9 protein-coding genes and 1 tRNA gene are annotated in these 11568 nt (G+C 72.0%); 6 read left to right on the forward strand and 4 right to left on the reverse strand.

Annotated elements, in window-relative coordinates; all coding sequences use genetic code 11:
* Nucleotides 1-362 precede the first annotated feature (362 nt).
* The 3 genes from ABT354_RS11420 to ABT354_RS11430 all read left to right on the forward strand — a co-directional run bounded on the left by ABT354_RS11420 (nt 363) and on the right by ABT354_RS11430 (nt 3294).
* The gene (locus ABT354_RS11420) at nt 363-1226 is read left to right on the forward strand and encodes an ABC transporter permease (protein WP_351491997.1); all 864 of its coding nucleotides are present in this window, start codon (nt 363-365) and stop codon (nt 1224-1226) included.
* A gap of 74 nt (nt 1227-1300) precedes the next feature.
* Nucleotides 1301-2338, forward strand: a complete 1038-nt coding sequence (locus tag ABT354_RS11425; RefSeq protein ID WP_502983386.1) for an ABC transporter substrate-binding protein — start codon at nt 1301-1303, stop codon at nt 2336-2338.
* A 122-nt stretch (nt 2339-2460) separates the two neighbouring features.
* The gene (locus tag ABT354_RS11430) at nt 2461-3294 is read left to right on the forward strand and encodes an ABC transporter ATP-binding protein (protein WP_351492069.1); all 834 of its coding nucleotides are present in this window, start codon (nt 2461-2463) and stop codon (nt 3292-3294) included.
* A gap of 72 nt (nt 3295-3366) precedes the next feature.
* Here the strand turns inward: ABT354_RS11430 and ABT354_RS11435 are convergent, their stop codons facing one another.
* Together ABT354_RS11435 and ABT354_RS11440 are read right to left on the reverse strand one after the other, a co-directional pair.
* Nucleotides 3367-4248 (reverse strand): sugar phosphate isomerase/epimerase family protein, encoded by an 882-nt coding sequence (locus ABT354_RS11435; RefSeq protein WP_351491999.1) that lies wholly within the window; start codon nt 4246-4248, stop codon nt 3367-3369.
* Entirely contained in the window at nt 4245-7805 is a 3561-nt protein-coding gene (locus tag ABT354_RS11440) for a ThuA domain-containing protein (protein ID WP_351492001.1), read from the reverse strand. Before ABT354_RS11440 ends, ABT354_RS11435 begins: the two co-directional genes overlap by 4 nt.
* A 322-nt stretch (nt 7806-8127) precedes the next feature.
* Between ABT354_RS11440 and ABT354_RS11445 the strand changes: the two genes are divergently transcribed.
* Nucleotides 8128-8204 (forward strand) — tRNA-Pro (locus ABT354_RS11445).
* A 116-nt stretch (nt 8205-8320) separates the two neighbouring features.
* Here ABT354_RS11445 and ABT354_RS11450 read toward each other — a convergent pair.
* On the reverse strand, nt 8321-8968 hold the full coding sequence (locus tag ABT354_RS11450; RefSeq protein WP_351492003.1) for a 4'-phosphopantetheinyl transferase family protein: 648 nt from the start codon (nt 8966-8968) through the stop codon (nt 8321-8323).
* Nucleotides 8965-9126 carry a hypothetical protein gene (locus ABT354_RS11455; protein ID WP_351492006.1) on the reverse strand — a complete coding sequence of 54 codons (162 nt, stop codon included), beginning with the start codon at nt 9124-9126 and terminating at the stop codon, nt 8965-8967. Before ABT354_RS11455 ends, ABT354_RS11450 begins: the two co-directional genes overlap by 4 nt.
* A 284-nt stretch (nt 9127-9410) precedes the next feature.
* On the opposite strand from ABT354_RS11455, the gene ABT354_RS11460 reads away from it, so the two are divergent.
* Complete coding sequence (locus ABT354_RS11460; RefSeq protein ID WP_351492008.1) at nt 9411-10478, forward strand: glucose-1-phosphate thymidylyltransferase; 1068 nt, start codon at nt 9411-9413, stop codon at nt 10476-10478.
* Nucleotides 10475-11485, forward strand: coding sequence for a dTDP-glucose 4,6-dehydratase (gene rfbB, locus ABT354_RS11465; protein ID WP_351492011.1), 1011 nt, complete (start codon nt 10475-10477; stop codon nt 11483-11485). The genes ABT354_RS11460 and rfbB overlap by 4 nt, the downstream gene beginning before the upstream one ends.
* Nucleotides 11486-11568 lie beyond the last annotated feature (83 nt).

Consider the following 11568-nt stretch of genomic DNA (forward strand, 5'->3'; position numbering starts at 1 on the left):
TTCCTTCCATCGGGCCGTCGCGACGGTGAACCCGGGGCCTCCGCCCTCTTGACCGTGGCTCCGGCCAGTCACTAGCGTGGCGACACTCTGTCAGAAAGCGCTTTCTTCGCGCGTTTTCCATCATCTCCGATCAGCGCACCGTCCGACAGGGCGGGTACCGGCCACGGCCTGGGACCCCTGCGATCCCCGGCCCCGGGCGCGGTACCCGGACCGCGCCGGCCCCGCGACCGTCCGGGGCAGGGCGTACGAACGGCCCGTCGGGCACTCCGTGAACCGGGCATGCCGTGAACCGGGCCCACCCTGAACCCGTGCAACCGTGAACCGCGCCACCGTGACCGCTCCGGAGACCGGAGGAGCCGACCGTGAGCCAGAGTGTCGTCGAGGGACCGCCCCGGGAGGTGCCCGGGGTCGCCCGGCGGAAGGGGCCGGGAGCGGGGGAGCGGCTGGCCCGCGCCGCCGAGCACGGCTGGCGCCCCGCCGCCCTGCTGCTGGCCGGACTCGCCCTGTGGTGGGTGACCGCCGCCGCCGAACTGGTCGAGCCCTATCTGGTGCCCTCGCCCGGTGCCACCCTCGATGTGCTGACCGGCCGCGCCGACTACCTCTGGCAGCACACCTGGGTGACCACCTACGAGACCCTGCTCGGCTTCGGCATCGCGGTGGCCGTCGGGGTGCTCGCCGCCGTGGTCATGGTCCACTCGCCCACCGTCGAGAAGACCCTCTACCCCGTCCTGCTCTTCGCCCAGGTCGTCCCGAAGATCGCGGTGGCGCCGCTCTTCGTCGTCTGGCTCGGCTTCGGCATCACCCCCAAGATCCTGATCGCGGTGCTGATCGCCTTCTTCCCCGTCGTCATCTCCATGGTGACCGGGTTGAAGGCGGTCGACCCGGAGATGCTCCAGCTCTCCGCGACCATGGGGGCCGGACCCTGGCGGACCTTCACCCGGATCCGCTTCCCCGCCTCGCTGCCGTATCTCTTCTCCGGGCTGAAGGTCGCCGTCACCCTGGCCGTCACCGGAGCCGTCGTCGGCGAGTTCGTCGGCGCCAACGAGGGACTCGGCTATGTGATCCTCCAGGCCAACGGCAATCTCGACACCCCCATGCTCTTCGCCGCGCTGCTGGTGATGTCCCTGATCGGGGTGGTCCTCTTCGTCCTGGTCGACCTGGCCGAGAGGCTGCTCCTCCCCTGGCACGCCGCCCGCCGCGACACCGGGGCCACCACCGCCTTCTGAGGCCCGCCCGCTCCGGTGCGGCCGGCCGGACCGCCACCCCGCGCCACTCCCCACGCCGACACGGAGGACCAGCCATGACCGGACCAGCCATGACCGGGCGCCGCCCGCTGATCACCGGACTCGTACCGCTGCTGCTGCTCACCGCCACGGCCTGCGGTGACGACGCCGCCACCAGCGTCAGCGACTCGGGCAGAAGGCTCGACCGGGTGACCCTGACCCTCAACTGGTACCCGTACGGCGAACACGCGCCGTTCTACTACGGCGAGCGGCGGAAGATCTTCGAGAAGCACGGCATCGATCTCACCATCCGCGCGGGACAGGGCTCCCAGAAGACGGTCCAGCTCACCGGCGCCGGGGAGACCGACTTCGGCTGGGCGGACACCCCCGCACTGCTCGCGGGCGCCGAAACCGGGGTCCCGGTGAAGAGCCTCGGGGTCTTCCTCCAGACCACCCCGTCGTCGGTGCAGTTCTTCGCCTCGCGGAACATCACCCGCCCCGCCGACCTCAAGGGCATGACCATCGCGGGCACCGCGGGCGACGCCCTCTCCCGTACCTTTCCGGTCTTCCTGGAACGGAACGGGCTCTCCGGATCGGATGTCACGGTCCAGAACACCGACCCGGCGGGCAAGATCGCCGCGGTGATCTCCGGGCGTACGGACGGACTGCTCGGCTATGCCAGCGACCAGGCGCCGATCATGGCGCACAAGTCCGGCAAGAAGGTCGGCACCCTGCGGTTCTCCGAGCACGGGCTGAACTTCTACTCCAATGGGCTGATCGCCGGTGAGCGGCTGCTGTCGGGGCGGAAGGAGGTGGCCCGGCGGATGGTCCGCGCGGTCAGCGAGTCCTTCGCCGCCGCGCGGCGGAAGCCCGCCGAGGCCGTGGCCGCGATGGCGGGCGCCAGCGGACAGCTGCCACCCGCGAAGGTGCTGCGGGAGCAGCTGGCGACGACCCTGACCCTGCTGCACACCCCGGCGACCCGGGGGAAGGCCCCGGGGGTCAACACCGAGGCCGACTGGCAGCGGACGATCGATCTCTTCTCCCGGTCCGGGCTGGTGACCGAGCCCGGACCGGTGACGGAGTACTGGGAACGGGGTAGCGCGCTGAAGGGCTGAACCCCGGCATCGAAGCCCCGGCACCGGACCCCCGGCACCGGTCCGGGGGACGGGGAGACCGGGGGACGGAGAGGCCGGCGGGGGAGACCCCGGGGCCCGTGAACCGAGGGGACGGACGGGCGATGGGCGCGGAGGGCACGACGGAGGACGCGGTACGGAACCACGCGGCGGGCGGCGGACCGGCCCCGGGCTCGGTGGCCCTGGACGGGGTGACGGTACGGTTCCGCGCCCGGCGCCATGAGGTCACCGCGCTCACGGGCATCGGACTGGAGGTCGGGGCGGGCGGGTTCACCGCGATCGTCGGCCCCTCCGGGTGCGGCAAGTCGACCCTGCTCAAACTGGTCGCCGGGCTGCTGTCACCGACCGAGGGCGAGGTACGGCTCGGCGGTGAGCGGGTCCGCGGGCCCCGCCCCGACATCGGCTATGTCTTCCAGCGGGCCGCCCTGCTCGACTGGCGCACGGCCCGGCGGAACATCCTGCTCCAGGCGGAGATGCGCGGTCTGCCCAAGGAGCCCGCCCGGCGGCGGGCCGCCGAACTGATCACCATGACCGGGCTCGACGGCTTCGAGGACGCCTACCCCCATGAGCTGTCGGGCGGGATGCAACAGCGGGTCGCCCTCTGCCGGGCGCTGCTCCACCGGCCGCCTGTGCTGCTGATGGACGAGCCCTTCGGCGCGCTCGACGCGCTCACCCGGGAGCAGATGAACACCGAGCTGAACCGCGTCTGGCGGGAGACCGGCACCACGGTGCTGCTCGTCACCCACTCCATCGCGGAGGCGTGCGCGCTCGCCGAGCGGGTGGTGGTGATGAGCCCCCGGCCCGGCAGGATCACCGAGACCGTCGAGGTGGGCCTCGGGCCGCTGCGGGTGTACGCGGAGACGGTGGAGCGGCCCGCGTTCCGGACCGCCACCGCACGGGTCCGCGCCCTGCTCGGCGCCGCCTCGGCCGGGGACTGAGCAGCCGCCCGCGCCGCAGCCCGGTACGCGGGCCCTGGATGTGGCGGTTCGGTACGCGGCTCAGCGCGCGGCTCAGTACCGCAGCGCCGCCAGATAGCGGTGGCTCGCCAGCGCCGAGGCGAAGGGGTCGGCGGGCCGGTCGTGCTCCACCAGCCACTGACGGACCCCGCCGGGCCGCGCGGTGTCGAACATCGCCGCGAAGTCCAGCACCCCCGAGCCCACATCGGCGAAGTCCCCGTCCGGCGCCATGTCCTTGACATGGAGGGCGGGGAAACGGCCGCGATGGCGGAGGAAGAGCGACCGGGGGTCGGCCCCGCCCCTGACCGCCCAGTAGAGATCCAGCTCAAAACCGACCAGCTCCGGATCGGTCCCGTCGAGCAGGATTCCATAGAGGTTCTCCCCGTCCACCACCTGGTGGTCCTGCCCGTGGTTGTGGAAGAGCAGCCGCCCCAGCCCGGCGGCGCGCGCCTCGGCGCCGATCCGGTTGAACTCACGGGCCGCCGCCCGGAAACCGGCGGGGGAGTGCATCGTCCTCGGCAGACTCGGCACCACGGGCCAGTGCGCGCCCAGGACCCGCAGATCCTCCAGCGCCCCCGGCAGCCCGGGGCCGCGCAGGGTCTCCCAGCCGATGTGCTCCAGCACCGCGCGCAGGCCCGTGGAGTCCAGCATCCGCCGGATCGCCGCCGCGTCGTGACCGTGCCGGCCGCTCACCCCGACCGTGGCGTACCCGAGGGCCGCGAGCCGGGCGAGGGTGCCCTCGAAGTCGACGGCGAGCGCGGTCCGCATGGTGTAGAGGTGCATCCCCAGACCGGAGCGGGGGATCCGTCGCCGGCGGCAGCCGTGCCCGGTCCCGTCGGCCGCTTCGGCCCCTTCCGCCCGGCCGGGGAGGGCGAGTGCCGTGGCCGCGCCCAGCGCCGTACCCAGGAAGACCCGCCGGTCCGCGCCCGCCCTCATCGTCGTTCCCCCTGCCGTGGCGCGCTCCCGGGTTCCACCCGGAGCGGGAGGTGCGCGGTGGTGGTGTCGCCCCGGTCGTCGGTGACGGTCAGCCGTACGGTGTGGCTCCCCGGCCGGGGGTAGACATGGGTGGCCGAGGGGCCCTCGGGACCGGAGGGGCGGGAGTTGTCGCCGAAGTCCCAGTGGTACGCGACGGCCGTGCGGCCCGGCAGCGGTCGTACCGTCCCGGTCAGGGCCACCGTCAGCGGCGCGGTCCCCCCGGCGGGTGTCGCCGCCACCCGGACCCGGGTCCCGGGCCGTTTTTCCACCCCGGGACCGTTGAAGTGGAGCCAGTCCAGGGTGAGCAGCTCGGCACCGCCGGGGGAGCCGCCGGGATGGGTGACGACCGCGTACAGCCGCACCGTACCGCCCGGATCGCGGAGCCGGACCGTGGGCGAGACGAGCTGGGCGGGGTCGTCCGACGGCGGGACCGTCACCGCGCCCAGCGCCGGGCCGTCCGGCGCGCCGGAGCGGAAGGTGATCGTCCCGCCGAGCCCGCCCGGGGCCGTCCCCACCGTCACCGAGCTGACGCCCTTCAGCGCCACCGGGTCCAGGGCGATCCAGTCGCCGTCCTGGATCCCGCCCAGCCGCTTGCCCCCGGAGGCGTCCGCCCTGCTCTCGACCACGGCGCCGTCGCCCGGGCCACCGGTCGCCGTGCGGTGCTCCGCTTCCCGGAAGGACGGATGGAGGGTGAGTGCGGCGGAGCCGGTGAGCCGGGGCGCGCCGGGTGCGCCCCGGTCCTCGTAGCGGGCGCTGATCCCGTAGTAGAGGTGCTGGCCGGGGCCGTGGCTGTCGCCCCGGTCGGTCACGATCGCGCCCCGGCAGCCGGTGTGGTTGTCCAGTGGGTGCAGATGGGAGTCATGGCCGAGCTGGGACTGGACCACCACCCGGGAGCAGTCGATCCGCCGGTCCTCCCGGTCGCGTACGGTCACGGTGAAGGGGATGGTGTCCCCGAAGGAGAACATTCCGCCCTTGGCCGGTGTACGCACGGTCACCACGGGCCGGGTGTTGCCCACCGTGATCTCCTGGGCGCTCTGGCCGCTCAGCCCGCCGGGTCCGGTCACCGTGAGGACGGCCGTGTGCGTGCCCTTCGTCCGGTAGACATGGGTCGGGTCGGGCTCGCTGGAGTCGGTGGTTCCGTCGCCGTCGAAGTCCCAGGCGTAACGGACCGGCCGCCCGTCCGGCAGTCCGGAGCCCGTACTGGTGAACCGTACGGTCAGCGGCGCGGCCCCGGAGTCCGGGGCGGCCGAGGTCTGTGCCTGGGGCAGCCGGTCGTCGCCGACATGGTCGATGCGGTAGAGCCCGGCGCCCTCGTTGCTGCCGCCGCGCCCGGTGCCGCTGCCCAGGCCGAAGTCGATCACGTACAGCGCCCCGTCCGGTCCGAACTCGGCCTCGAAGGGTTGGTTCCACTTCATGTCGGCGAAGACGGTGTTGATCGACTGGAGATCGCCGGCCCGGACCGGCGGGAAGCGGGGATCGGTGAAGCTCTGCCCGGTCCGGTGGGTCGAGAAGGTCTTGAACCACTTGCGGGTCAGCTCGAAGGTCAGCCAGCGCCCCTCGAAGTACTCGGGGAACTTGGTCCGGTACGGGTTGGCCGGGTCGTGGTCGTACACCGGCCCGCTCATCGGGCCCCCGCCGCCCGTGCCCACCTCGGGGAAGTCCGCCGACGCCGAGTAGGCGTACCAGACCGTGGCGGGCTGGGCGGGCGGCAGCTCCCGCAGGCCGGTGTTGTGGGGCGAGTCATTGACCGGGCGGGCGCAGTCAAAGGCCGGACCGGGGGTACGGGTGGCGAAGTCATAGTCATGGAACGGGGTGTTCCGCCCGATGCAGTAGGGCCAGCCGTAGTTGCCCGCCGAGGTGATCCGGGTGAACTCGACGGTGCCCTCCGGACCCCGGTCCGGCCGGGCGGCGCGGGCGTCCGGCCCGTAGTCGCCGACGAGCAGGGCGCCGCTGACCGGGTCGGTGGTGATACGGAACGGGTTGCGCATCCCCATCGCATAGATCTCGGGCCGGGCGCGCCCGGTGCCGGGCGGGAAGAGATTGCCCTCGGGGATCGTGTAGCCGCCCTCCTCGGTGGGGACGATCCGCAGGATCTTGCCACGCAGATCGTCGGTGTTGGCCGAGGTGGCCTGGGCGTCCCAGGCCCGCCGGCCGGGCCGCTCGTCCAGCGGGGTGAAGCCCTCCGAGGCGAAGGGATCGGTGTTGTCACCGGTCGCCACATGGAGCCGGCCCGCCCGGTCGAAGGCGAGCGATCCGGCCATATGGGAGTTGGCCCGGCCCTCGCCCCGCCAGGTGGGGACGGTGAGCAGCCGCTTCTCCGAGGCCGGGTCCACGGTGTTCCCGGTGACCGTGAAACGCGACAGATTCAGCCGTTTCTCGGTGCGGTCGGAGTGCAGGAGATAGAGCCGGTGATTGGTGGTGAAGCCGGGATCCAGTGCGAGGCCCAGCAGCCCGTCCGACTGACTGGTCATCTCCGGGGTGTACCCGAGGTCCAGTGCGGTGGTCACCTTCAGGGTCCGCTGGTCGACCACCCGGAGCCGGCCGGTGCGCTCGATGAAGAAGACCCGGCGGTCCGGGGCGACGGCCAGCTCGAAGGGGTCCGAGAGATCGGCGGTGACCAGCGGGGTGCGCTGGAAGGCCCCGGTCCGGTTGGCTGTGCAGTCACCGGGGGCGACCCCGGCGGCCCAGCGGATGCCGCCCAGCAGATGCCGCAGGAACCCCGGCTCCCGGAAGGCGGCGGGGGCATGGCCGCCCGCCGTGTACCAGGACCGGCCGCCGTCGAAGTTCTGGCACCAGCTCCAGGCGTGGTCCACGCCCTCGTCCAGCCCGGTGATCCCGTCCCTGACCTTGATCTGGGCCAGGGTGTGGACCTTGCCGGTGGGGTTGGTGCGCCAGTTGTACCACTCCTCCGTACGCTCCCACAGCTCGGGAAGATCCCTGGTGGAGGGGTGGGTGCGGTCCAGTACCTTGATCCGTCCGTGCTGCACCGGGGGGTGCCGGTCGAAGATCGCCCCGACCAGTCCCTCGTACCAGGGCCAGTCCCGCTCGCTCGCGGAGGCCGCGTGCAGCCCGACCCAGCCGCCGCCGCCCCGGATGTACCGCTGGAGCGCGGCCCGCTGCCCGGGGTCGAGCAGGGCCCCCGAGGCGGGGGTGGAGTTGGTGTTGTTGAACACCACCGCCTGGAAGCGGGCCAGCCCGGTGTCGCTGAAGACCCCGGCGTCAGCGGTCGCCTCCACCGCGAAGCCGTGCTCGGCGCCGAGCCGCTCGACCGCCGCGATGCCGTCCGGGATCGAGGCATGGGCCACGTTCGTCACCTTGGAGAAGACCAGCACCCGGAATCCCGCCGGTGCCTCCCGTGCCTGGGCGGGCCCCGGTCCGATCAGCGTGACCAGCAGTGCGGCGACACCGGCGATCACGCCGCAGAGCCGCCGCCCAGGCCCGGCCCGGTGTGTCCGCTGTACCTGCTGTACCCGCTGTACCTGCTGTACCCGCTGTACCCGGCGATGGCGACTGGTCATGGCGCTCCCGGTGGTGGTGGGCGGAGCGTGCGGAGGAGAAAGCGCTTTCCATGCCGTGCGTCGCACAGCGTAGATACGGCCGCACGGTCGGTCAATGCCCCTCCGGGCCCGCCCGGCCCCTCCTGTCCCCCTCCCGCGCCTTCCTTTCCCCGCCGCCTCCCGTCCCGGCGGCCCCTCCCGCTTCCGTCCGCTCCCGTCCCGCCCGGTTCCGTCCCGCCCGGTTCCGGGAGGGCCCCGGAAAGCGGTTCGTGACCACCGCTCCGAGTGCGGTATTGTTCTCGTGCGCGCTCAGCCAGGGGGAAACCCCAGGTCAGGCGGGCACCGGGACGTGGCGCAGCTTGGTAGCGCACTTGACTGGGGGTCAAGGGGTCGCAGGTTCAAATCCTGTCGTCCCGACCAGCGTTTTCGCAGGTCGTAGGCGGTATCGGAGATATCCGGTACCGCCTTTCGGTTTTTCTCGTGGACCGGGTGGACCAGGTGGACCGGGCGGGGCCGGCGGCTCCAGGGGTTCTTCGCTACGGCTCCACGGCGATCCACGTCAGCACCAGCCCGTTCCCGGCGGCCCAGCGGCCCGAGAAGCCGGTCAGCGGTCTGCCCCGCAGGGTCGGCGCGGGCACCAGGACACGGGCCGTGAAGGTGCCGTCCGGCAGGATGGCGACCGTGGCCTCCTGGAAGTCCAGGAGGCGCCTGCCCACCGGGAACCACGCCTTGTACACGGACTCCTTGGCGCTGAAGAGCAGCCGGTCCCAGGCCGGGCCCCCGGCGGGCAGCACGGCCAGCGCCGTGAGGTCCTCGGGGCGGGCCACCCCCTCCAGCACACCGTCGGGCAGGGGCGCGTCCGGTTCCGCATCGATGCCGAGCGCCGATACCTCGTCGGCCCGGCCCACCACGGCGGCGCGATAGCCCTGGCAGTGCGTCATGCTGCCCACCACGCCCTCGGGCCAGCGGGGCGCGCCCCGCTCGCCGGGCAGCAGGGGGGCCGGTGGATGGCCGAGCTTCGCCAGCGCGTCCCGCGCGCACGCCCGGACCGTGGTGAACTCGGCCCGCCGCTTGGCGACGGCCCGGGCGACCACCGCCTCCTCCTCCGGGAACAGCGGGGTGTCGAGCCGGTCGGTGAAGCTGTGGACGTACACCACGCCCGGCGGCAGCAGGTGCTCGATCACGCGCCCACCCGCCCGGCGACCGCCGGGGGAACGACGTCCCCGGGCCGCTTCCCGACGTCCTGCGTCATGATGTCCTGCCTCCCGACATCCTGCCGTCCGACGTCCTGCTTCCTGACGTCCTGCCCCCCGGTGTCCTGCTCTCCGGTGTCCTGAGTCATGGTGTCCTGCTTCCTGGCGTCCCGCGTCCTGGCGAACCGGCCCCCGGGCAGGGCGGGTTCCCGCCCCGCCGCGGCGGAACGGCCTCTCCCGTACGACAGGGGCAGGTCGCCGACGGCACCCGACACGCTCTCGCTCCCCCTCGTCAGGTCCGCACAGGCAGGCACCGCTTTGGCGGCTCGCCCATGTCCTGCCCCCGCGTCCGACAAGTATGATCCAACAAGAAGTGATCCAGCTGAAGGCCTTACGGCCGGTACGCGCGTTCCGCACCCTAGACTGCGCCACTATGAAGGCTCTCGTACTGTCCGGCGGGGCCGGAACCCGCCTGCGGCCCATCACCCACTCCTACGCCAAGCAGCTCGTTCCCGTGGCCAACAAACCCGTGCTCTTCTACGGGTTGGAGGCCATCGCGGAGGCGGGCATCACCGAGGTCGGCATCGTCGTCGGTGACACCGCCCCCGAGATCCGGCAGGCGGTCGGCGACGGCTCCGCCTTCGGCCTCGACATCACCTATATCCAGCAGTCCGCGCCCCTCGGCCTGGCCCATGCCGTGCTGATCGCACGGGAGTTCCTCGGCGACGAGGACTTTGTCATGTATCTCGGTGACAACTTCATCGTCGGTGGCATCACCCATCTCGTGGACCGGTTCCGGGAGACCCGTCCCGACGCGCAGATCCTGCTCACCAAGGTGTCCGACCCCTCGGCCTTCGGCGTCGCCGAACTCGACGTGTCAGGAAAGGTGGTGGCCCTGGAGGAGAAGCCGGCTGCCCCGCGCAGCGATCTCGCCGTGGTCGGCGTCTTCCTGTTCACCCCGGCCGTGCACGAGGCGGTCCAGGGGATCCAGCCGTCGGCCCGCGGCGAGTTGGAGATCACCGACGCCCTTCAGTGGCTCATCGACCATGGGCGGGACGTCCGCTCCACGACGATCTCCGGCTACTGGAAGGACACCGGCAATGTCATCGACATGCTGGAGGTCAACCGTGCCGTGCTGGAGGGCGTCGAGGGACGGATCGACGGCTCCGTCGACGAGGCCAGCGAGATCATCGGCCAGGTCACGATCGAGGCGGGTGCCGAGATCCGGGGCTCGCGGATCGTGGGACCGGCCGTGATAGGCGCCAATACGCTGATCGCCGGGTCCTATGTGGGCCCGTCCACCTCGATCGCGCCCGACTGCCGTATCGAGTCCAGCGAGATCGAGTTCTCCATCGTCCTGGCCGGAGCCGTCATCCAAGGGGTCCGCCGGATCGAGAGTTCGCTGATCGGGCGGAACACCGAAGTCACTCCTGCCACAGGCGTACCGGTGGCCCATCGGCTGGTACTGGGGGACCACAGTAAGGTGCGTATCTCCTCATGACGGCGACCAGGATCCTTGTCACCGGTGGCGCCGGCTTCATCGGCTCCCACTACGTCCGCACCCTGCTCGGCCCGCAGGGGCCCTCCGGGGTACGGGTCACCGTCCTCGACCAACTGACCTATGCCGGCAACCCGGCCAATCTCGACCCGGTGCGCGAACACCCCGGATTCTCCTTCGTCCAGGGCGACATCTGCGATACCGCGACCGTGGACCGGCTGGTCGCCGAGCACGACCAGATCGTGAACTTCGCCGCCGAGTCGCATGTGGACCGATCGATCCTGAGCGCCGCCGAGTTCGTCCGGACGAACATCGGCGGGACGCAGGTCCTGCTCGACGCGGCACTGCGCCACCATGCCCAGGGACAGGGTGTCTTCGTCCATATCTCCACGGACGAGGTGTACGGCTCCATCCCGCACGGCTCCTGGCCGGAGACGCACCCGCTGGCGCCCAACTCCCCGTACGCGGCCTCCAAGGCGGGCGCCGACCTGATCGCCCTCGCCTATCACCGCACCCACGGGCTCGATGTCCGGGTGACCCGCTGTTCCAACAACTACGGCCACCACCAGTTCACCGAGAAGCTGATCCCGCTGTTCATCACCCGGCTGCTGCGGGGCCGCACGGTCCCGCTGTACGGGGACGGGCTCAACGTCCGGGACTGGCTGCACATCGACGACCATGTCCAGGGCATCGAGCTGGTCCGTACGCAGGGCCGTCCCGGTGAGGTCTACAACATCGGCGGCGGCACCGAGCTCACCAACAAGGAGCTGACCTCCCTGCTGCTGGAGGCGTGCGGGGCCGACTGGGGGTCGGTCGAGTACGTCACCGACCGCAAGGGCCACGATCTCCGCTACTCGGTGGACTGCGCCAAGATCACCCAGGAACTGGGCTACCGGCCGCGCAAGGACTTCGCCACCGGGCTCGCGGAGACGGTCTCCTGGTACCGCGAGAACCAGCAGTGGTGGGAGCCGCCGCAGCGGCGCGCCGAGCTGGGGGCGGGGGCCCGGTAGCGGGTCCGGGCGCCGGTACGGGAGCGCCCCGGCGGCCAGCGGTGAGCTGGTCGCCGGGGCGCTCCGGTCCGGGTTCCGCGCTC

Origin of the sequence: Streptomyces sp. NPDC000594, from assembly GCF_040299965.1 — a bacterium.
Taxonomy (GTDB): Bacteria; Actinomycetota; Actinomycetes; order Streptomycetales; family Streptomycetaceae; genus Streptomyces.

Excerpts from the sequence above, each read along its gene's own strand:
- ABT354_RS11440 (WP_351492001.1), bottom strand. The coding sequence starts at position 7,805 with ATGACCAGTCGCCATCGCCGGGTACAGCGGGTACAGCAGGTACAGCGG.
- ABT354_RS11455 (WP_351492006.1), bottom strand. The coding sequence starts at position 9,126 with ATGACTCAGGACACCGGAGAGCAGGACACCGGGGGGCAGGACGTCAGG.
- ABT354_RS11435 (WP_351491999.1), bottom strand. The coding sequence starts at position 4,248 with ATGAGGGCGGGCGCGGACCGGCGGGTCTTCCTGGGTACGGCGCTGGGC.
- ABT354_RS11425 (WP_502983386.1), top strand. The coding sequence starts at position 1,301 with ATGACCGGACCAGCCATGACCGGGCGCCGCCCGCTGATCACCGGACTC.
- ABT354_RS11430 (WP_351492069.1), top strand. The coding sequence starts at position 2,461 with ATGGGCGCGGAGGGCACGACGGAGGACGCGGTACGGAACCACGCGGCG.
- ABT354_RS11460 (WP_351492008.1), top strand. The coding sequence starts at position 9,411 with ATGAAGGCTCTCGTACTGTCCGGCGGGGCCGGAACCCGCCTGCGGCCC.
- rfbB (WP_351492011.1), top strand. The coding sequence starts at position 10,475 with ATGACGGCGACCAGGATCCTTGTCACCGGTGGCGCCGGCTTCATCGGC.